Genomic DNA, 21,651 nt, shown 5'->3' on the forward strand with positions numbered 1-21,651 from the left:
AGAGGGCTAGCCCGGCATCGGCGCGCTGACGACTCGGTTGCGCCCTTGTGCCTTGGCCCGGTATAGGGCCATGTCGGCGACCTGCATCAGTGTGGCGATATTCAGAGGCCCTTGTTCGAGGGTCGTCATGCCGATGCTGAGGGTCAGGGCCGTACCGTCATGGTGTTTGAGGTCGGCTGAGCGGAGCGCAGCGTTGAGCGCCTCGGCCACCTGCAGGCCTCGCACGGTATCGCAGTTCGGCAGCAGCAGGATGAATTCCTCGCCACCATAGCGAGCAAATAGACCGCCGGCCTGGTTCGCGATGGCTGCGCCTTGTGCGCCCAGGCATTTCAAGTACTCATCGCCCTTCAGATGGCCGAGGCTGTCGTTGATGCGCTTGAAGTGATCGAGGTCACAGATCATGACGCACAGCGGGCGAGTCTCGTGCTGTGCCTTGAGGGTTTCCATCAGCATTCGCCGGTTGGGCAGGCCGGTCAGTTCGTCATGACGAGCCATCCATTCGACCTCTTCTTGCAGGCGGCCGCGGGCTTCGATTTCTTGGCTGAGTCGCCTATGCGAGTCATGCAGGTGCTGATGCTGAATGGCCAGACGCCGGTGCGAGAAAAGTACCAGAAACAGCAAGTAGGAAAGGGCCAGGCCCGTGGTCAGGCTGACCGCGGGTAGCCTGGCGTGATATTCCAGCAGCCGCTGTCGAGAGGGTTGGGTCGTCAGCGTCAGCGGCGTGTCGCCGATATGGATCGGAGCGGTATTGGACCAGGCGTCATTGACGTCGTCTGGCCCCAGCAGCGCCAGAGACTCTGCGCCCTGGTGCAGTTCCAGGCGGGTGCGTTGGGTATCGATGGCCCTTGTCAGCGTGTCGGTCAGGGCCTGCAGGCTGAGCACCATGGCGCTGGCGCCGATAAAGCGGCCGCCGGCGATGTAGGTCGGCAGGTAGTAGATGATGCCGTATCGACCCTGCAACAGCGGAATGACGTTGGTGACCGCTTCCTGGCGGCCGATCAGCGCTCGCCGCTGGGCCGTGCGCCCGGCGGGCTGGCGCTCGGATAGCTCGATGCCTAGAAGGCGCCGGTTGACCGCGTCCATGGGATAGACATAGCGAATCCGCGAGCCGGGCTCGACTAGGGCAATATTCACGAGATAGCCAAAGTCGCGATACAAAGGCCCGGCCATCATCGACCACTCGTCGGCCCCTGGGGGGGAGTCCACGAGTCGCCAGCTGTTGACGAAGCGTCGCATGGCGTCCAGGTGATTGAGTATCTCACCGGAGAGGTTGGCGGCTAGCCGGTGATTCTCCTGCTTGAGCACGCTGTGGAGACGGCGGTCCTCAAGGAATTTCAGGTGCTGCGAGAACGCTAGGGTCAGCACGCCGAGCAGCAGCGCGATTGACAGAGGGCGGTCCAGCATTTTGCGCTCAGCCATGAAAGTGCCGCCGACGCGCAGGGCATGGGCTATCAGCAATAATCCGATGGGTACCAGCTCGGCAGGTGTTGCCTCATGGTCAATGATCCACTGCATCGCCGGGATTAGGCTAGCGCCCAACTGCGCGAGCCACATCAGCAGTGCCAGACCAATCAGCATCGAGCTGCCGAGCTCGGCACGGCGCCCCGTCAGTTGCGCTCCGCTGAGCAGGATCAGGCACAGTGTCGCCTGTAGTGGGGCCCGCCAGTCTTCAAGGCGCGTGCCCGGCTGAAGCCAGGCAGCGATAGCCTGCCAGTGCGAAGTCGTGATCCAGTATTCGGGTAGCAGATGGCTCAAGAGCCCTGGCGTCAGGCAGGCAAGCGTGACGGCGGCGATGCAGCGGGCAAGGGTTGGCCAGTGGCAGAGCCAGGCGAGCTTGGCCAGTGTGAGTGCCAGCGTGGACACCAAAGTGGGATTGCTGAAACCGGTGCTCTGCGACAGGCCGGCTGCCATGACCGTGACGAGGGCCAGGCAGCACAGCAGCACAGAAACCGGAGTGAGGAGACGTTGGCTCATAGGATCGGCGGTATGCGGTCATACTGCGAACCGTCGTCAGACTCGCCGCTTTCGGCCCGCTCGTTGAGCTGGAAGAACTGCTGTTTGCTGCGGTCGACGTAATTGAGGATTTCGTAATAACGCCGAATATTGCGCACGTAGATTACTGGCTCGCCGCCACGCGCATAGCCGTGGCGGACCTTGGAATACCAGGCGCGCTTCTGCAGCAGGGGCAGTGCCTCGCGAACGTCCGGCCAAGCATAGGGATCGCCGCCGCGCATCTCGGCGATTTTCTGAGCGTCATACAGGTGGCCAAGGCCCACATTGTAGGCCGCCAGCGCCATCCATAACCGGTCATCGCCGGTGATCTCTTCCTGGAGGCGATCCATCATCTCACGCAGGTAACGCGCACCGCCGTCGATGCTTTGTGCAGGGTTGAGACGGTTACTGATGTTCATCTCGGCGGCGGTGGCGTTGGTCAGCATCATCAGCCCGCGCACGCCGGTAGGCGAGGTGGCGCGTGGCTCCCAATGGGACTCCTGATAGCCGAGCGCCGCCAGAAGCTTCCAGTCGAAGCCGGTCTCTCGAGCGGCCTTGCGAAACAGGTCATCGAAGTCGTCGAGCTTATCCTGAATCTGGCGAATGAAGGTGCGTGCACCGACGTATTCCAGGTAGTCCTCTTGACCGAAATAGCGCTTGATCAGGGCATTGAGCGTGCCATCGCGACGCAGCGAGGCGAGGAAGGCATTGGCCTCGCGCTGCAGACCAAGGCCATAGTCAGCGGGAAACGCCCAGACCATGCTCAGGGGCTCCCCGAGGGTGACGCCATCGTCGACGCCGGGGAAGAACAGCCGGTTGAGGGTGAACTGATGGGTGAAAATCACGGCGGCAACCAGCTCACTCTCCTCGACGCGCTGCAGTAGGTCGGCGACCTCGAGGTCGGCGGCCTCGCGCCAACTGAGCGCTGGAAACTGCTTTTGCAGGCCTCTCAGCACGCCGCCGATGCCGGAGTCGCGAATGATGGCGATGTCCAGGCCCACCAGGTCTTCGACGCTATCCACCGGGGGGAGGCCGCGGCGATAGACCACCTGTGGCTGCAGTTCGAGGATGGCGGTGCTGAAGTTAAGATCGGTTCTGGACGGTGTCAGGGTCAGCGCTGCGGCCCCCACGTCGCCCTCGCCACTGGCGACGCTCTTGAGCACGCCGGCGATATCGCTCTTGGTTTCCATCGACAGGCTGACGCCCAGGTGGTCGGCGAAACGGCGTGCCAGTTCGTACTCGAAGCCTGTCGGTCCGCGCCGGCCTTCATAGTAGCTGGTCGGGGTGTTACGGCTCACGACGGTTAGAAAATCCCGCTCGCGCACCTCTTCCAATTGGCGATTCGGCGCCTGGCTCTGACGATGCGGCAGCAGAGCCAGGGTGATGGCCACGCCTATGGACAGGTACCAGCGGTGATAATGCAGTAGATGTCGGGCGACGGCCTTGAGCATTAGTAAATTCAGTCGCAATGAGTGACGCTCACCTTAAACTACCCTTTTGCACGCTTCCACCTCGCGGATTTCGGTGGCGCGGCCTTTCCAGTATCATGGGGCATTCGTTGCCGCAGGCCGCGGCCCCTATTTCATGCTTTGTTCTCGAGGCTCGAACGACATGCTCGAACTGCGAGGTGCGCCCGCCCTCTCTGATTTCCGTCATGCCAAGCTGATGGCCGCCCTGCGTACTCAGGTACCGGAAGTCGCTTCCCTCACAGCCGACTACGTCCATTTCATCGACCATGACGGCGATCTTTCCTGCGAAGAAACCGCCACCCTGGAGCGTTTGCTGGACTACGGCGCGACGGCCACAGCCGGCTCGCGTGACGGCCATCTGTTCCTGGTGGTGCCGCGCATCGGTACCCAGTCGCCCTGGTCCTCCAAGGCCACCGATATCGTGCGCAACTGTGGCCTGGACAAGATCCTGCGCCTGGAGCGTGGCGTTGCCTATCGAGTGCAGCTCAACGGCACGCTTTCCGAAGAGGCCTTCGAAGCCATCGTCGGCGCCCTCCACGACCGCATGACCGAGTCGGTACTGACCAACGCCTCCGATGCGGCCAAGCTGTTCTCCCACCAGTCGCCGGCGCCGCTGGGGCAGGTCGACGTGCTGGGCAAGGGGCGCGCGGCCCTGGTCGAGGCCAATCAGGCCCTCGGCCTGGCGCTGGCCGAGGACGAGATCGACTACCTGCTCGAATCCTTCGAGGGCCTGGGCCGCAACCCGGCCGACGTCGAGCTGATGATGTTCGCCCAGGCCAACTCCGAGCACTGCCGCCACAAGATCTTCAACGCTGACTGGGTGGTCGACGGTGAGGCGCAGCCGCGCTCGCTGTTCAAGATGATCAAGAATACCCATGAACAGTCGCCGGAAGATACGCTTTCGGCCTACAGCGATAACGCCGCAGTGATTCGCGGCAGTGAAGCGGGGCGTTTCTTTGCCGCGCCGCTGACCGGCAAGGCGAGCGATCGTGCCACCTACGCGAGCCATCAGGAGCCGATCCAGATCCTGATGAAGGTCGAGACTCACAACCACCCGACCGCCATCGCGCCGCATCCCGGTGCGGCGACGGGTGCCGGCGGCGAGATTCGCGACGAGGGCGCCACCGGCCTTGGCGGCAAGCCCAAGGCCGGCCTCACCGGTTTCTCGGTGTCGAATCTGCGCATCCCCGAGTTCGTGCAGCCCTGGGAAGCCTTCGACTATGGCAAGCCCGAGCGCATCCAGTCGGCGCTCTCCATCATGCTCGAAGGGCCGATCGGCGGGGCCGCCTTCAACAATGAGTTCGGTCGCCCCAACCTCGCCGGCTACTTCCGTACCTACGAGCAGGATGCCCTGGGCGCCGGCGGCATCGAGCGCCGCGGCTATCACAAGCCGATCATGCTGGCCGGCGGCTATGGCAACGTCCGCGACGGCCACGTCGAGAAGGGCGAGATCCCGGTCGGCGCCAAGCTGATCGTGATGGGCGGCCCGGCGATGTTGATCGGCCTGGGCGGCGGCGCGGCCTCTTCGATGGCCTCCGGTAGCTCGAGCGAGGATCTCGACTTCGCCTCGGTGCAGCGCGACAATCCCGAAATCGAGCGTCGCTCCCAGGAAGTCATCGACCGCTGCTGGGCGCTGGGCGACGAGAACCCGATCTGCTTTATCCACGACGTCGGCGCCGGCGGCCTGTCCAACGCTCTGCCGGAACTGGTCAAGGACGGCGAGCGCGGCGGCGTCTTCGAGCTGCGGGCGGTACCCAACGCCGAGCCGGGCATGAGCCCGCTGGAAATCTGGTGCAACGAGGCCCAGGAGCGCTATGTGCTGGCGGTGCCGCCCGAGCAGCTCGCCACCTTCGAGGCGCTTTGCGAGCGCGAGCGTTGCCCCTTCGCGGTGGTCGGCGAGGCCACCGAGGCGCATCACCTCGAGGTCCGCGACGGCCACTTCGACACCAAGCCGGTCGATCTGCCGATGAGCGTGCTGTTCGGCAAGCCGCCCAAGATGCAGCGCGAGTTCAACCGCGAAAGCCGCGAGATGCCCGGCGTGGCGCTGGATAACCTGGACCTGCGCGAGGCGCTGGACCGGGTGCTGCGCCTGCCCACCGTGGCCTCCAAGAGCTTCTTGATTACCATCGGCGACCGCTCGATCACCGGCCAGGTCGCCCGTGACCAGATGGTCGGTCCCTGGCAGGTGCCGGTCGCCGATGTCGCCGTGACCACGGCAAGCTTCGATACCCATCGGGGTGAAGCGATGGCCATGGGCGAGCGGCCGCCGGTAGCGCTGATCGACCCGGCGGCCAGTGCACGCCTGGCGGTGGCCGAGTCGATCACCAACCTGGCCGCGGCACCGATCGAGAAACTGTCCGACATCAAGCTGTCCGCCAACTGGATGAGCGCTGCCGATCACACTGGCGAGAACCAGGCGCTCTATGACGCCGTACACGCGGTGGGCATGGAGCTGTGCCCGGCGCTGGGCATCGCCATTCCGGTGGGCAAGGACTCGATGTCCATGCGCACGGCCTGGCAGGACGAGGACGGCGAGGACAAGAGCGTCACCGCGCCGCTGTCGCTGGCGATCACCGGTTTCGCGCCGGTCAGCGATGCGCTCGCCACCCTGACGCCGCAGATCAACCTGGAGCAGGACGAGTCCGACCTGATCCTGATCGATCTCGGCTCTGGCCGGAACCGTCTTGGCGGCTCCGCCCTGGCTCAGGTCTACGGCCAGGTCGGTCATGAATGCCCGGACGTTGATGATCCCGAAGATCTGAAGGCCTTCTTCAGCGTCATTCAGGGGCTCAATGCCGACGGCCAACTGCTGGCCTACCACGACCGCAGCGACGGCGGCCTGATCACCACCCTGCTGGAAATGGCCTTCGCCGCCCACACCGGCCTCGAGATCAAGCTCGACTGGCTGGTCGACGAGCCAGTCGAAGCGGTCGATGCCCTGTTCGCGGAAGAACTGGGGGCGGTCATTCAGGTCAACCGCCGCGACACCGAGGCGGTGCTGGCGCAGTTCGCCGCCGCCGGCATCGATACCTGTGGCGTTATCGCGCGTCCGCGCTACGACGACCAGGTTCGGGTGACGCTGTTCGAAGAGCCGCTGCTCGAGACCACGCGTCAACTGGCGCAGCGCACCTGGAGCGAGACCAGCTACCGGATGCAGGCACTGCGCGACAACCCGGAGTGCGCCAAGAGCGAGTTCGATGGCCTGCTCGACGCCCGCGATCCGGGCCTCTCGGCGACCCCGAGCTTCGACGTCGACGAGGACATCACGGCACCCTTCGTCAATCTGGCCCGCCCGCCGATGGCGATCCTGCGCGAGCAGGGCGTCAACGGCCACGTCGAGATGGCCGCGGCCTTCGATCGTGCCGGCTTCGAGGCGGTGGACGTGCATATGAGCGATATCCTCGCCGGCCGTATCAGCCTCGATGAGTTCAAGGGGCTGGTCGCCTGTGGCGGCTTCTCCTACGGCGACGTGCTGGGGGCTGGCGGCGGCTGGGCCAAGTCGGTGCTGTTCAACGAGCGCGCTCGGGAGCAGTTCGCGGCCTTCTTTGCCCGCGAAGACAGCTTCTCGCTGGGCGTGTGCAACGGCTGCCAGATGCTCTCCCAGTTAAAGGAGCTGATCCCCGGCGCCGAGAACTGGCCACGCTTCGTGCGCAACGAGTCCGAGCAGTTCGAGGCCCGTGTGTCGATGGTGCAGGTCGAGAAGAGCCCCTCCATCCTGCTCGCCGGCATGGAAGGCTCGCGGCTGCCGATCGCCGTGGCCCACGGTGAAGGCCGCGCCGAGTTCCGCGATGCGGGCCATCTGCGCAACATGCAGGGTAGCGATCAAATCGCCCTGCGCTATGTAGACAACTATGGCCAGGTCACCAGCCGCTATCCGGCTAACCCCAACGGCTCCGCCTCGGGGATCACCGGCCTGACCACCCCGGACGGGCGCGTCACCATCATGATGCCGCACCCGGAGCGGGTGGCCCGTGCGGTGACCAACTCCTGGCGCCCGGCGGAGTGGACGCAGGACGGCGCCTGGCTGCGGCTGTTCCGCAACGCTCGCGCCTGGCTGGGCTGAGGCTAAGGCTGAGGCCAAAGCCCGTCGGGCTCGGTCTATCAGACAGGGTCCCTCAACTGGCCCGAACCACCGCCAAAAGCGCCGCCCCTCGGGGCGGCGCTTTTGTGTCTAGGCTCTATTCAGGGGGCTTGCCTATCCGCGCTGGCGCAACGCTAGGGTAGAATGCTCGGCATGACGCAAACCGCTCCCTCCGCGAATCTCTCAGAGACGTCCACCTCGGCAGGTCCAGCAGCCGACGTGCCGACCCTGCGCCCCTATCAGCACGAGGCGGTGGCACGCACCGTCGCGCATTTCCGCGCAAGCGACGACCCCGCCGTGGTGGTACTCCCCACCGGCAGCGGCAAGTCGCTGGTGATCGCCGAGCTGGCCCGCATCGCCCGCGGCCGAGTGCTGGTGCTGGCCCATGTGCGCGAGCTGGTCGAGCAGAATCACGCCAAGTACGAGGCCTATGGCCTCTCGGCGGACATCTTCAGCGCGGGGCTCAAGCGCAAGGAAGCGGCCCGGCAGGTGGTGTTTGGCTCGGTTCAGTCGGTGATCAACGGCCTGGAGGCCTTCTCGGCCGGCGACTTCACCCTGGTGGTGATCGATGAGTGCCATCGGGTATCCCTCGAGGAAGATGCCAGCTACCGGCGCGTGATTCAGGCGATGGGCGAGGCCAACCCGCGCCTCAAGGTGTTGGGGCTGACCGCCACGCCCTATCGCCTCGGCCAGGGCTTCATCTTCCATCGTCATTACCATGGCATGGTGCGCGGCGACGAGGACTGCTTCTTCAAGGACTGCGTCTTCGAGCAGCCGCTGCGACTGATGGTGCGCCAGGGCTATCTGAGCGAGCCCCGGCGCATCGACGTGGCCATCGAAGGCTATGATTTCTCGGCGCTGGCGCCGGGCATCGGCGGCAGCTTCAACGAGCAGGAGATGAATCAGGTGGTCAAGGGCGCCCGCGCCACGCCGGGCATCGTCGCTGATGTCATGGCCCGCGCCGAGGACCGCCAGGGCGTGATGCTGTTCTGCTCCACTGTCGCCCACGCCGAGGAAGTGGCCGGCCTGCTGCCCGCCGCCGAGACGGCGCTGATCACCGGCACCACGGCCTCGGAGGAGCGGGAGCGGCTGATCGCGGCCTTCAAGGCCCGCACGCTCAAGTACCTGGTCAACGTCTCGGTGCTGACCACCGGCTTCGATGCGCCGCACGTGGATCTGATCGCCATCCTGCGCCCCACCGAATCGGTGAGTCTCTATCAGCAGATCATCGGTCGCGGCCTGCGGCTGGCGCCGGGCAAGCGTGATTGCCTGATCCTCGACTACGCCGGCAACCCCTGGGATATCTATGCCCCTGAGGTCGCCGCGCCGCGCCCGGCCGGCGACACCGAACCGGTGCAGGTGGAATGCCCCGAGTGCGGTCACGCCAACCTGTTCTGGGGGCGCATGGACGGTGAAGTGGTGATCGAGCACTTCGGCCGGCGCTGCCAGGGGCTGGTTGAGCGCCACGAGCCGGGTGGGAAGGGCGAAAGTGACCGGCAGTATGGCGCGGCTTCGGGCGCCAAGAAAGTTACAGGCGCGGCGTCGGGCGCCAATGAACAGTGCACCTTCCGCTTTCGCTTCAAGGCCTGTGAACGCTGCGGCGCGGAAAATGATATCGCGGCGCGTGCCTGCCACGGCTGTGGCGAGCGCTTGGTCGACCCCGACGACAAACTTCGCGAGGCCCTCAAGCTACGCGATGCGCGGGTGCTGAGGGTCAGCGCCATGCAGCTCGAGGCGACGCGCAATGGCCGCGGCCTGGAGCGACTCAAGATCAACTATTACGATGAAGACGGTACGGCGCTGGCCGAATGGTTCGCCCTGGAAACGCCGGCTCAGCGCCATGCCTTCCAGCGGGCCTTTCTCGCCCGGCATCTGCGAGCGCCGGGCGCCGACTGGCGGCCCACCAGCATTCAGGAGGTGCTCGCTGGCGAAGCCCGGCTCAAGGCGCCCGATTTCGTGGTCGGCCGCAAGGTAGGGCGCTACTGGCAGATACGCGACAAGCTCTTCGATTACCAGGGGCGCTACCGCAAGGCCGAGGCGGCCGGCCCGGATGGCTGATGTCGCCCTTGAACGAGATAGCCAAGGTCACGGCTGGCTTACGTCCGGGGCATGACTCTTGGTAGACTGCGCGACTTTGCCGGTCATGCGGGCCGGCACCACGATGGCAGGAGATCCCCCAGGGTGTGAGCGAGATATCCGATACGGCGCGTGAAGAGGAGCCGGCCGCCGCCGCCGAGCAGGCGGATATCCTCGCGCGGCTGTTCGACCAGCCGATCACCGAGCTGCCCGAGGATCTGTACATTCCTCCTGAGGCGCTCAGGGTCTTTCTCGAAACCTTCGAGGGCCCGCTGGATTTGCTGCTGTACCTGATTCGCCGCCAGAACCTGGACATCCTGGCCATCGACGTGGCCGCGATCACGCGTCAGTACATCGAATACGTCGAGCTGATGAAGGCGATGCAGATCGAGCTTGCCGGCGAGTATCTGCTGATGGCGGCGATGCTCGCCGAGATCAAGTCGCGCACCCTGTTGCCGCGCCCGCCCAAGGGCGACGACGAGGATGACGAAGGCGACCCCAGGGCCGAGCTGATCCGTCGCCTGCAGGAATACGAGCGCCTCAAGGAGGCCGCGGAGTCGCTTGGCGAACTGCCCCGGGTCGGCCGCGACTGGTTTCCGGCCACCGCCGCCTTGCCCGATCTCGAGACGCGGGTGGTGCATCCGGACGTGGAGCTCGAAGAGCTGCTCGGCGCTCTGGCCGGTATCATGAAGCGCGCCGAACTGACCCAGGAGCACCACATCAGCCGCGAGGTGCTGTCGACCCGCGAGCGCATGCTCAAGATCATGGAGGCGCTGCATCATCAGCGCTATACCCCCTTTGAAGCGCTGTTTACGCTCGAGGAGGGCAAGGCCGGCGTGGTAGTGACCTTCATGGCACTGCTCGAGCTTGCCAAGGAAGCGATGATCGAGATCGTGCAGAACGCGCCGCTGTCACCGATCCACGTTCGCGCGCGGCTGGCCGAGCCTGAACAGGCCTATCAAGCCGACGAACCAGAGGCCGGCGAGGCGGAAAGGGGCGAGGAAGAAGGGGATGAAAGCCCCTTCGAGACCGCCGAGAACACGCAAGACCCCGAGCGGCGCTCGCCGCCGCTCACCGATGCCGAGCAGGAGTAAGCCCGCGACATGAACGAGCGCCAACATCTCGATCAGATCCTCGAAGCGGCCCTGCTGGCCGCCGGCGAGCCGCTGTCGACGGAGCGCCTCGAGAGTCTGTTCGACGATCATGAGCGGCCGGCGCGGCGGGACATGAAAGAGGCGCTGACCCGGCTCGGCGAGCGTTTGGAGTCCGGCGCCCTGGAACTGATCGAGACCGCTTCGGGCTTTCAACTGCGCATCCGTCAGCGTCTGTCGCCCTGGGTATCGCGGCTATGGGACGAGCGTCCGCAACGCTATTCCCGCGCATTGCTGGAAACTCTGGCGCTGATTGCCTATCGTCAGCCGGTGACCCGTGGCGATATCGAAGAGGTGCGCGGTGTGGCGGTATCGAGTTCGATCATGCGCACCCTGAGCGAGCGCGGCTGGATCCGCGTGGTGGGGCAGCGGGATGTGCCTGGGCGACCCTCGGTGTACGCCACCACTCGCGCCTTCCTCGACGACTTCGGCCTCAAGACCCTGGACGGGCTGCCGCCAATGCACGAGTTGAAGGACTTCGAGGCGCGCTTCAACGAGCTCGAGCAGTCTGCTGACGCCTCAGCGGCAGCAGGCGAGAAAGCCGCAGGCGATGGCGCCTCGTCAGATGACGAAGCGAGCCGCGAGGCCCTACCAGCAGGGGATGACGAGACAAGCGCTGGCGACGCGGCAGAAGAAGCCGCGTCGCCGGCACAGCAGGACGGAGCCCCGGCTCCGCAGGCGGGCGCTACGGCGCCCGACGATGAACACGCGACGGCCGGGATGGCCGACGCGGCCCCACACGCCGGGAAGGCGTCCACGCAGGCAGGGCTCAGCTTCGCCGATCTCGAAGCACGCCTGGCCGGCCGCGCCCGCCAAGCGCCGACCGTCGATGATGACGGCCGCGCGGGAACGGATCACTCATCTGACGAGACACCCTCAGAGTCATGAACACCACAAGCGAAAAACTGCAGAAAGTGCTGGCCCGCGCCGGCTTCGGCTCGCGCCGCGAGATGGAAACCGCCATCAGCGCCGGGCGCGTCAAGGTCAACGGCCAGGTGGCGAGCCTCGGCGATCGCGTCGAGTCCCGTGATCGGGTCAGCCTCGATGACCGGCCGGTCACCTTGAAGACCGCCGCCGAGGGTACCCGGCGGGTCATCATGTACAACAAGCCCGAGGGCGAGCTGTGCACCCGCAAGGACCCGGAAGGGCGTCGTACCGTCTTCGAGCGCCTGCCGCGGCTCAAGGGCGAGCGCTGGGTGGCCGTCGGTCGTCTGGATATCAATACCAGCGGCCTTCTGCTGTTCACCACCGATGGCGAGCTGGCCAACCGGCTGATGCACCCCTCCACCGAGGTCGAGCGGGAATACGCGGTGCGGGTCATGGGCGACGTGACCCAGGCCCACATCAAGGCCATGGTCGAGGGCGTGATGCTCGACGACGGCCCCGCGCACTTCACCGACGTGCAGGAGTTCGGCGGCGAAGGCATCAACACCTGGTTCCACGTGGTGATCATGGAAGGCCGCAACCGCGAGGTGCGCCGTCTGTGGGAATCCCAGGGGCTGACCGTAAGCCGCCTCAAGCGCGTGCGCTATGGCAATATCTTCCTCGACAAGCGGGCCAAGGCCGGCGAATGGACCGAGCTTACCCAGGCCGAAGTCGATGACCTCTCGACCGTTGCGGGCCTCGAGTCGCGCAAGGTGCCGGAGCTGACCCCGGACGAGAAGAACCGCTGGAGCCGCGACAAGCGTAAGCGTCGCCCGGTGCAAGGCATGCGCAAGCCGACCGGACAGCGCAAACGTTAACATTGCTTTTGTAGTATTTGGATGATTAAGACCTGCTCCCTTCCGGGGCAGGTTTTTTTAATTTTGGACTCAAGTAAATAGCAGGCCTGCCGTTAATTGTTAGATATCAATCATGGATGATTCATTGCTTAGAGGGCATGGAGGTCAAGTTGTCAATATTGGGCCGTCTAGGATGGAGGGCTATATGGCTGTGGGTTGGAGCCAGTGTGTTGGTTGGCACGTCTGACGCTGGAGCTGATTCATCTAGCCAGAATTTTATTCGTGGTGATCAGCAGCGGTTGATAGAGAGTCAGCAGCAGCGGCTGCAGCAACTGCAGCAATTGCAGAGCGAGGGAGAAGCTCTTCCGGCTTCCAAGACTCAAGGGGACACACGTTGCTTTCCCGTGGATAGCATCAAGGTGGAGCATGTAACTATTCTTGATGAGAGCACGTTGCAACGATTGGTTCGGCCATTCAGCGGAAGTTGCATGATGGTTGATGACCTCAATGAGCTGCTGCGCCGTGTTACCCAAGCCTATATCGATAAGGGGTATGTAACCACTCGGGCCTACTTGCCTCAGCAGGAACTCTCCAAAGGAATACTACGAGTCGTGGTTGTCGAGGGACACATTGAGGCCATCGAGAGTCAGGATGGTGGCCTGAGTGCCCAGGAACTCTCCATGGCATCACCAGTTACGGCAGGCGAAGCGCTCAACCTGCGAGATCTCGAGCAGTTGGTCGACCAACTCAACCGGTTACCCTCTAATCAGGCCAGCATGGAGCTAGTGCCTGGTGGATTGGAGGGTGGCAGCCGCGTACAAGTATCGAATGATCGGCAGAAGCCCTGGCGGCTGAGCCTCGGGCGCGATAACGACGGCAGCGAAGGAACTGGCGAACAGCAGTGGCGGCTGGGTGTTGAGTGGGACAGCCCCTTGGGGCTTGCCGATCAGGTTGTGGCTCGGCTGGGTAGTGACGCCAACTCGCAACCCGCGACCGGCTCGGATAACCATTACTTTAGCTATCGCCTGCCCTACGGCTTTTGGAACTTTTCTTACAGTTATACCGGAAGCGATTATCGCTCTCTCGCTGAGGCCAATGGCTTCACGTTCACTCTGGAGGGCAGCAGTGAGCGACATCAGCTTCGAGCGGAGCGGCTGTTGGCTCGTGATAGCATGAGTAAAACCTCCGTCAGCCTTGAGCTAGGCCGGCTGTCAACACGCAACTATATTGACGGCAGCCGTATCGAGGTGAGTAGCCAACAACTCAGTGAACTTGCGATTGGCTTGAATCATGGCCGGCGCATAGGACGTGGTTTTTTAAACGTCGATATTGGTTGGGAGAAGGGGCTGACTATCTTCGGCGCCCAGATGGATCGCGACCAGCCTTCTGGCGCACCCGAGGCCCAATATGACAAGGGCACACTGACACTCAGCTACCAGCGTCCCTTCATGCTTAACCAGGAAAACTTAAGCTTCTCAAGCTTGCTGAACGGCCAATGGAGCAAGGATGTCCTATTTAGCCCAGAGCGATTGAGCTTGGGCGGCCGGTATTCCGTTCGTGGGTTCAAATCACAGTCCTTGAGTGGGGATAGAGGCGGGTACTGGCGCAACCAGCTTTCTTGGCAACGTCCCCTTGACTTAGCGCGTCCGCTACTGAAGTCCATGGAACTTACTATGGCTTACGACGTGGGCAAGATTTATCGCGGTGCATACAACCCCGAACTCAACGGAACGCTCAGCGGCATCGCCCTGGGGCTTGGCCTTAGTGGCGACCACGTTAAGGCGAATATCAGCATCGCAAGATCTCTTAAACGCCCCGACGTTTTTGAACGTCCAGAAACCCCCGTCTATTTCAGTGTTGCGGCATCATTCTGACAGGGCGTAATAAAGCGTGACTTTATAGCGAACAATGAAAAACGAATTGCAGGGAAGCAATTATGGATAATCATAGTCCGTGGAGCCGACATGTTTCGGTTCTCTTGATTAGTGCTATGTTCTGGCAGCCCATTTTGGTTTTGGCAGATGGTATTAGGGTGGCTCCTAACGCCGGCAACACCTCGCTGGATGAGGCAGGCAACGGCGTTCCGGTTGTCAACATTGCCACGCCCAACGGCCGAGGTCTGTCGCACAACACCTTCGAGGACTACAACGTCGGCGAACAGGGTGTGATCCTCAACAATGCCACCGACAAGCTGCAGTCAACGCAGCTCGGCGGGCTAGTCGTCGGCAACCCCAATCTACGTGGCCATGCCGCCGAACTGATCGTCAACGAGGTCAATGGCGGTAGACTAAGCCGGCTTGAAGGCTACACGGAGGTAGCAGGGCAGGCGGCGAATGTCGTGGTTGCCAACCCGCACGGCATTGTCTGCGACGGTTGCGGATTCATTAATAGCCCTCGGGTGACGCTATCCACTGGCCAGCCAGTCATTGAAGACGGAGATCTCGAGCGTTTCGCCGTGGACCAGGGGCAGGTAGCGATCGATGGGCTGGGTCTTGATGCTAGTCAGGTCGACCAGTTCGACATCATCACCCGTGCCGCTGAGCTGAATGCCGAATTGCACGCCCACCAGCTCAACTTGGTGGCGGGCGCGAATGATGTTGATGCCGACACCTTGGAAGCCGAGAGACGCCAGGGAGTGGGCGAGGCCCCCGAGCTTGCCATTGATTCCGCTGCGCTGGGTGGTATGTATGCCAACAGCATCAAGTTGGTGGGTACCGAGCGTGGCGTCGGAGTCAGGCTATCTGGCGACATGGCAGCGAGTGGTGGGGATATCCAGATCGATGTCGATGGGCATCTCCGCCTAGGCGATGCTTCCAGTGTTGGTCATGTGGACGTGGAGGCCGGTACAGCAACCCTTGGCGGTGGTTTGTATGGTGCTGCCGGAATTGATCTTGCCACGGCCAAGCGTCTCGATGTCGAGGGCGACCTCACCAGCGGAAGCGATATAGTGTTGGAGGGGGGAGAAGAGATAGTCAATCGTGGGCGAGTCATTGCCGGGGTCGAAGGAGAGGCTCGCCAGCCCGACGCAGAGTTGACACTCAGCGCTGAGCGGGTCGACAACCGCATGGGGCATTTGGCGGGGCTCGGTCTACGTCTAGACGCAGGGCAGTTCGATAACACTGGTGGCACGGTCGAAGCCAACAATACCCTCAGTGTGCTGGTCGATAACCTGAAAAATACCGATGGCGATATTCGTGCCCTAAGCCACGATGGAGAGAGCCAATTTGAGGTCGCCGACACTCTCGACAACCGGCAGGGGCGTGTCGATATCGCTAGCCGGTCGCTTCATATAGATACTGGAGAGCTGCTCAACGATCAAGGTTGGCTTGCCCATGTCGGCACCGGAACCCTGCGGCTGAGTGCCGACACTCTGTCGAGTGAGGAAGGGGATATCCAGGGCATGGCGAGCGGTCAGGCGGCAATTCGCCGGCTCGAAAAGGTTGGGCAGTGGCAGTTCAACGATGGCCTGGAGCTCGCCGTCGAGGAACCTGTGACCATCTCTGCTGGCGAGCGTATCGCGTCCTCTGGCCGACTGAGCCTGGACTTTGCGAGTCTCGATAATACCGGTGATCTGTTGGCCAATTCGGGAATGTCGCTAAGCGCGAGCGGCGATGTCACCAACCGAGGACTGATTTCCACCCAAGGCGATCTCGAGTTCACAGCGCACCATCTACGCCAGCACGACGGTCGACTGGCCAGTGGCGGCGACTCAAGCTATCGCCTGGACGGTGACTTCGACAACCGAGGGCGACTGACTGCGGGCGGCAACGTCGATCTAGAGGCCAACTCGGTCGATAACAGGGGGATCCTGGGCAGTCAGCAGGACCTGCGCTTGGTCAGCTTCGGCACTATTGCCAATCGGCCCGATAGCTTGATGTTTGCCGGTGGCGACATGACATTGCGCGCTCCCCGGTTCTTCAACCGCTATGGCGACATTTATAGCGGTGGCCGCCTCGACTTTGCTCGTGATGATCAGAACAGCCATGCCGATAGCTTGGAGAACCGGTCTGGAAGCATCGAAGCAGCAGACGACATGCGTATTGATGCGGCAAGTGTCGTCAACACCAAAGACTCCTATGAAGACGAGCTTATGCTGGTGGATAGGAAGCTGTCGGCCGACTGGCATTATCTAGCCAAGTATTATTTATACGAGGATTTCGGTGGAAGGGACAGCGGTAACATCAGGGAGTGGCGCCCTGCGCCTGGCGGGAGGATCTTCCATGAGTACGATATCCGGGAGAGATACAAGACGCGGGTGGTAGAGGATTCTCCTCAGGCCCGGCTGATCTCCGGTAGCAATATGGAAGTGCATTCCGATCAGGTTACCAACTCCCGTAGCTTATTAGCTGCGAACGGAGATCTGCATATACAGGCTAATAATCTGAAGAATCTTGGTCCTGGAAATCAAACGGTCTACAAGAAAACCAACTATGAAAACACTCAAGTTCTGGCCGGCTTGATCCCAGTCGATGGGCATTGCGAGATGTGGGTTGGATGCTTCGACTACTCCAGTGTTAGCGGTAATTATCGGTATATAGTCGCGGGGTTTATACCGCCCGATGAGTGGACGGATAGTGTATCTAACTGGAACGCTAAAAACGGACTCGATCCGCAGGGTAACGACCTCCCCTTGCCAAGTGCACTGGCAGGTGGCGAACAGTCCAGCAGAGTCGTGACGAGGACACCGCTAAATAGTGGGGACAAGGCTGTGATTTCCTCAGGCGGGCAGATCTCGCTAAATGTAGCCAACCGTATCGATAACGGCGAAATCGACAATGGTATTCACGAGCAGCTCAGAGGCAGCCTGGCTGACACTGCCGCGTCAAATAGCGTCGACTCTCTGGATATAACCCTTGGTCAACGTCCTGGGGAAACAACTTCTCCTCGCGTATCCCCCAGTCAGCTTTCCTCTTTCCGACTTCCAGAAGGGCGTAACGGTTTATTCGTGCGCAATCGCTCGCCGCAGAGCCGCTACCTGATCGAGACCAACCCGATATTCACCAATGTCGATCGTTTCAGAGGCTCCGATTATTTGCTCGACAGGCTGGAGTACTCCAGCGACGGCGCCTATCGGCTGTTAGGGGATGGCCGTTACGAGTCACGCCTGGTTCGAGATGCCGTATTGAACCAGACGGGGCAGCGCTTTCTCGCCGACGGCCTCTCGAGCGATGCTGACCAGTACCGCTACCTGATGGACAATGCCGCCGCAGCCCAGGATGACCTGCAGCTCACGGTTGGGGTGGGGCTGACGGCGGATCAGGTCTCGAGCTTGTCGCGCGATATCGTCTGGCTGGAGGAGCAAGAGGTTGAGGGCGAGACGGTGCTGGCGCCAGTTCTCTACCTCGCCCAGGTCGGCTCTCGCAATGTGCGGGGTAACAGCCTGATCCAGGGGCGCGATCTCGACCTCATCGCTGGTGGCGACATTCGCAACGTGGGCACGCTGAGTGCCGACGAGAATCTCGACGTAACGAGCGGCGGCTCTATTCTGCAAGGTGGGCTGGTCGAATCGGGCGAGCGCTTGGCGATGAGCGCCCAGGACTCGATCCGCAACGCCATGGCGGGAGAAATCCATGGCGGTAGTGTCGAATTGGAGGCGGTCGAGGGCGATATTATCAACGACCGTACCGCGGTGACTGCGGGCCATGAGCGGTCCTACGACACTTACCTTGATCAGGGCGGGCTGATCAGCGCCCGCGATGACCTTTCACTCGCCGCTGGTCAAGATATCGTCAACCGCGCTGAGATCGATAGCCGCGGCGATGCTACCTTCCAGGCAGAGCGCGATATCGTCACCGAAGCCGTGGTCGATTCCCGGCGCCAAGTCGATGGCTATGAAGCAGGTATTGGGGAGGGTAGCGAGCGCATCACTCAGCTTGGCGCCAGTCTCGTTACGGGCGGAGATGCCAATCTGATCGCTGGACGTGACGTAAGGCTCTCCGCCAGCACGGTCGATGCGAGCGGCGCCTTGAGCGTGGCGGCGTCCCGCGATATTCGCCTTGACGCCAAAGAGAATGCGGCTCACGAATGGGGCAGCGAGGCTTCCTCTCGTCGTTGGTATGGGAGACAGCTTACTGATGAGCGCACCAACGCCCAGGTCGGCAGCCGACTGTCCAGCGGCGACGATACCCGTCTCAGTGCTGGGCGCGATGTGCGCCTGACGGCCAGCGAGGCCGACAGTGGAGCTGGCCTGGCCATCGCGGCAGGCAATGATGTCGTCCTAGGTGCCGCCGAGAACCAAAGCCAAACCCAGACCGATGAGTGGAACCGCGAGTCGCAAACCCGCAGCGTCGACCAAGCCGGCAGCACAGTGACGGCTGCCGATGATATCGGCCTTCAGGCAGGACGCCATGTCGCCGCCATTGCCAGCCGCGCCGATGCAGGAGGCAGCCTGACGATCGATGCCGGTGGTGACCTCACGCTGGCCTCGGCGGCTAATGTCGACCACCACGAATCGCACACCGCCACCACTGATCGGATCAGCCGCCGGGTCCGTCAGCAGGGTGGTGAACTGATAGCCGGTGAAAACTTGGCGCTGCGTGCCGGGCGCGATCTGCGCCTGATCGGCAGCGAGGCCAAGGCGGGCGATGAAGCCTCCTTGATCGCTGGTAGAGACGCCGAACTGCTCGCTGCCCATGACCAGGACTACTCCCTCTATGAGAAGGAGGTCGATGGTGGCCTGTTCGGCAGCAGCAGCTATCAGCGCGACGAGGTCAACGTACGGCGCGCTGTCGGCAGCCAGGTCGAGAGCGGTGGCGACCTCACCGTGGCGAGTGGCCTCGATCAACGCTACCAAGGCGCCCGCCTCGACGCCGGGAACGATCTGACCCTGTCCAGCGGCGGCACCATCCGCCTCGAAGCCGCCAGCGATATCCGTACCGAGTCCCACGAGAAGTCTTCCGGCAACTTCGCTTGGCAGTCGTCCGAGGGTGAAGGTTTCACCGACGAGACCCTACGCCAGAGCCAGTTGATCGCCCAGGGTGAGCGAGTGATTCAGGCCGTCGACGGTATCACCATCGACATGGAGAAAATCGACCGGCAGACGGTCGGCCAGACCATCGATGCCATGGTGAAAGCCGATCCCGAGCTGGCCTGGCTCAAGGACATGGAAGCGCGCGGCGACGTGGACTGGCAGCAGGTCAAGGCGATCCATGATAGCTGGGATTACAGTCAATCGGGCCTCAGCCCTGTTGCGGGTATGGCCGTCGCCATTATTGTTGCTGCAGCGACGTCCGGTGCCGCCAGTTCGGCCATAGGCATGCTATCGGGGACTACTACAGCGGCAGGCGCGACCACGGCAGCCTCAGCATGGGCGGCTGGGACTGCCACTGCCGCTTCTGGCTGGGCCAATGCGGCCCTTTCTGGGGCCATTGCTGGATCAGTCGGTGGTGCCGCCGGAGCGTTGAGCCAAGGCAAGGATTGGCAAGACCCAGCTTTGCATGGAGCGATTACGGGTGGCTTTGCCAACTATCTAGCGGGAGGGACCTATTATAAAAATCCGTTGAATAAGGTCACCGATTTTGGAGAACAGATATCACAAGGCTCCTTGTTAGATGCCGGAAAAGTTTTAGGCAGTGCGGCTATGCAAAAAGCTTGGAGCCATATTGCTGAAAAAATGGCAAAGGGCGTGGGCTTGAGTGAGGATGAGTTGAATTGGATGCTGATGGCCAGTTCGATAGCGGGTGACCAACTGCCGGGTATTGGTAACCGCTACAAGCCAGACGATCAGGAATTCAAACTGACTGATTATGTGGGGGAGCGTGGTGTCATGGATCGGGGCCTGCAGGGGCTCCCGTTTGATGCTGCCGATATAGCACTGGGGTATCAGGGGTTGCCGGAAGCTTCGGTGCGTGCCTATCTGGTTGATCAGGGTTTTGGAGGTGCCTCGACGGGGCACAGCCTGGGCACGTTGAGCTCTAATTACCTAGTCAGTAACGGACTGGCCGAGCATGCCGAGCTTTTCTCTCTACCTTTCGGAAATATTGCGGCGCCGGATGTGCATCTGACCATTGGCTCTGGGGATCTAGTCAATGGGGGCTTCCTCGGCAAGATTTTTAATCCCGATGCGATCGTGGCACCAATCACGCCACTCCAGCATCCTTTTAACAACTACAAGGCGTTTATAGATGCTAATCCCGACCTCTATCAGGCGGACCGTTGATGCTTGGATGACGTGCGTCAGTCGATCTAGGCAGCGGCGATGGACGGTAGTGCTGCCTCTTGGAGCCTTAGCGATGGTCACTCTCAGTGGCTGTCCAACCATGGCCGATTACGGAGCCGCGACCAGTGGCGTCGGCAGTGACTTTGTCGCGCCCCACGAACAGTTTCAGGTGAATCCAATGAGTTATCCGGCTTTTGCGGTTATACAAGATCGCGAGGCACCACTTGCTGATATTCATCCTCCTTGGAGCCCCGGAAGAGAAATGCCGCCACTAAAGCAAAGCTATCGCTGGGAGGTCTCCCACAAGGTGCATGGTGAATATTTGATCGGTTCCCAGAAGTTCGATCAGGCGTGGTGTCGTCAGACAAATGATGGCCAGGACCATCCTGAGCACTGCGAGCCGGGAGGAATCGGCGCGGAATATTTGGAGCGAATCTATATCTACCCGGACGGTTCCGCTTATGCCTACGGTTACTTGAAGAACACTCCTCGGTGGCCGCACTGGTTCGGCAAGGACGAGACCTGGTTTAGGCACGACGATACCGGGGACTGGTCCGGTCAGCCGTGGTTCGAGTGTGTGGCGCGATGCGATAAGTTGGACAATATGCGGGCGAATCAAGAATAGGAATGCTCTCCAGCACATCTATGGGCTAACGGCGTAGTGACGGATCTAGTGTGAGCAAATGGCGTCAAGGTCGGGCCTAATGGGCGAGGCCGCGAGGCGTGTGTCATTGATGACCAGCTTTGCGAAGATACCAGCCTTGTGATGTGGGAGTAGCAATAGGGGGACTTGCCCCATGCCTCCCGACGGCATGCGCAAGCCGACCGGACAGCGCAAGCCGACCGGACAGCGCAAGCGCTGAAAAACTGCGTAAAAAGACTTGCGAAGACAGGGTGATACGAGTAACCTATGCGCCCTGTCGAGCGGGTCGTTAGCTCAGTTGGTAGAGCAGTTGGCTTTTAACCAATTGGTCGTAGGTTCGAATCCTACACGACCCACCAT

The 21,651-nt window shown here is 62.1% G+C and carries 10 protein-coding genes and 1 tRNA gene; 9 read left to right on the top strand and 2 right to left on the bottom strand.

Going from position 1 to position 21,651, the window contains the following annotated elements:
* Positions 1–6: 6 nt before the first annotated feature.
* Both BLR71_RS03580 and mltF read right to left on the bottom strand, forming a co-directional pair.
* Complete coding sequence (locus BLR71_RS03580) at positions 7–1,974, bottom strand: GGDEF domain-containing protein (protein ID WP_092523200.1); 1,968 nt, start codon at positions 1,972–1,974, stop codon at positions 7–9.
* A complete protein-coding gene (gene mltF / locus BLR71_RS03585) occupies positions 1,971–3,443 on the bottom strand; it encodes a membrane-bound lytic murein transglycosylase MltF (protein ID WP_092523202.1) in 1,473 nt (490 codons plus the stop codon). Before mltF ends, BLR71_RS03580 begins: the two co-directional genes overlap by 4 nt.
* Before the next feature lie 160 nt (positions 3,444–3,603).
* On the opposite strand from mltF, the gene purL reads away from it, so the two are divergent.
* The 9 genes from purL (at position 3,604) to BLR71_RS03630 (ending at position 21,650) form a co-directional block, all read left to right on the top strand.
* Entirely contained in the window at positions 3,604–7,524 is a 3,921-nt protein-coding gene (gene purL / locus BLR71_RS03590; RefSeq protein WP_092523204.1) for a phosphoribosylformylglycinamidine synthase, read from the top strand.
* Between the two features lie 171 nt (positions 7,525–7,695).
* On the top strand, positions 7,696–9,600 hold the full coding sequence (gene radD, locus BLR71_RS03595) for a DNA repair helicase RadD (RefSeq protein WP_092523569.1): 1,905 nt from the start codon (positions 7,696–7,698) through the stop codon (positions 9,598–9,600).
* A 125-nt stretch (positions 9,601–9,725) separates the two neighbouring features.
* Entirely contained in the window at positions 9,726–10,712 is a 987-nt protein-coding gene (locus BLR71_RS03600) for a segregation and condensation protein A (protein ID WP_092523206.1), read from the top strand.
* 9 nt (positions 10,713–10,721) lie between these two features.
* A complete protein-coding gene (gene scpB / locus BLR71_RS03605; RefSeq protein ID WP_092523208.1) occupies positions 10,722–11,657 on the top strand; it encodes an SMC-Scp complex subunit ScpB in 936 nt (311 codons plus the stop codon).
* On the top strand, positions 11,654–12,511 hold the full coding sequence (rluB, locus tag BLR71_RS03610; RefSeq protein ID WP_092523210.1) for a 23S rRNA pseudouridine(2605) synthase RluB: 858 nt from the start codon (positions 11,654–11,656) through the stop codon (positions 12,509–12,511). The genes scpB and rluB overlap by 4 nt, the downstream gene beginning before the upstream one ends.
* A gap of 206 nt (positions 12,512–12,717) precedes the next feature.
* The gene (locus BLR71_RS03615; protein WP_245696327.1) at positions 12,718–14,364 is read left to right on the top strand and encodes a ShlB/FhaC/HecB family hemolysin secretion/activation protein; all 1,647 of its coding nucleotides are present in this window, start codon (positions 12,718–12,720) and stop codon (positions 14,362–14,364) included.
* Between the two features lie 62 nt (positions 14,365–14,426).
* A complete protein-coding gene (locus tag BLR71_RS03620) occupies positions 14,427–20,648 on the top strand; it encodes a two-partner secretion domain-containing protein (protein WP_092523214.1) in 6,222 nt (2,073 codons plus the stop codon).
* A gap of 100 nt (positions 20,649–20,748) precedes the next feature.
* Entirely contained in the window at positions 20,749–21,273 is a 525-nt protein-coding gene (locus tag BLR71_RS03625; RefSeq protein WP_139172534.1) for a hypothetical protein, read from the top strand.
* A 301-nt stretch (positions 21,274–21,574) separates the two neighbouring features.
* Positions 21,575–21,650: transfer RNA gene (locus BLR71_RS03630), tRNA-Lys, on the top strand.
* Position 21,651 lies beyond the last annotated feature (1 nt).

Source organism: Onishia taeanensis (genome assembly GCF_900100755.1).
Taxonomy (GTDB): domain Bacteria; phylum Pseudomonadota; class Gammaproteobacteria; order Pseudomonadales; family Halomonadaceae; genus Onishia; species Onishia taeanensis.

What these genes read in the sequence shown, in the direction of transcription:
- BLR71_RS03580 (WP_092523200.1), bottom strand. Translation starts at nt 1,974, where the DNA reads ATGAGCCAACGTCTCCTCACTCCGGTTTCTGTGCTGCTGTGCTGCCTG.
- mltF (WP_092523202.1), bottom strand. Translation starts at nt 3,443, where the DNA reads ATGCTCAAGGCCGTCGCCCGACATCTACTGCATTATCACCGCTGGTAC.
- purL (WP_092523204.1), top strand. Translation starts at nt 3,604, where the DNA reads ATGCTCGAACTGCGAGGTGCGCCCGCCCTCTCTGATTTCCGTCATGCC.
- radD (WP_092523569.1), top strand. Translation starts at nt 7,696, where the DNA reads ATGACGCAAACCGCTCCCTCCGCGAATCTCTCAGAGACGTCCACCTCG.
- scpB (WP_092523208.1), top strand. Translation starts at nt 10,722, where the DNA reads ATGAACGAGCGCCAACATCTCGATCAGATCCTCGAAGCGGCCCTGCTG.
- rluB (WP_092523210.1), top strand. Translation starts at nt 11,654, where the DNA reads ATGAACACCACAAGCGAAAAACTGCAGAAAGTGCTGGCCCGCGCCGGC.
- BLR71_RS03620 (WP_092523214.1), top strand. Translation starts at nt 14,427, where the DNA reads ATGGATAATCATAGTCCGTGGAGCCGACATGTTTCGGTTCTCTTGATT.
- BLR71_RS03625 (WP_139172534.1), top strand. Translation starts at nt 20,749, where the DNA reads ATGGCCGATTACGGAGCCGCGACCAGTGGCGTCGGCAGTGACTTTGTC.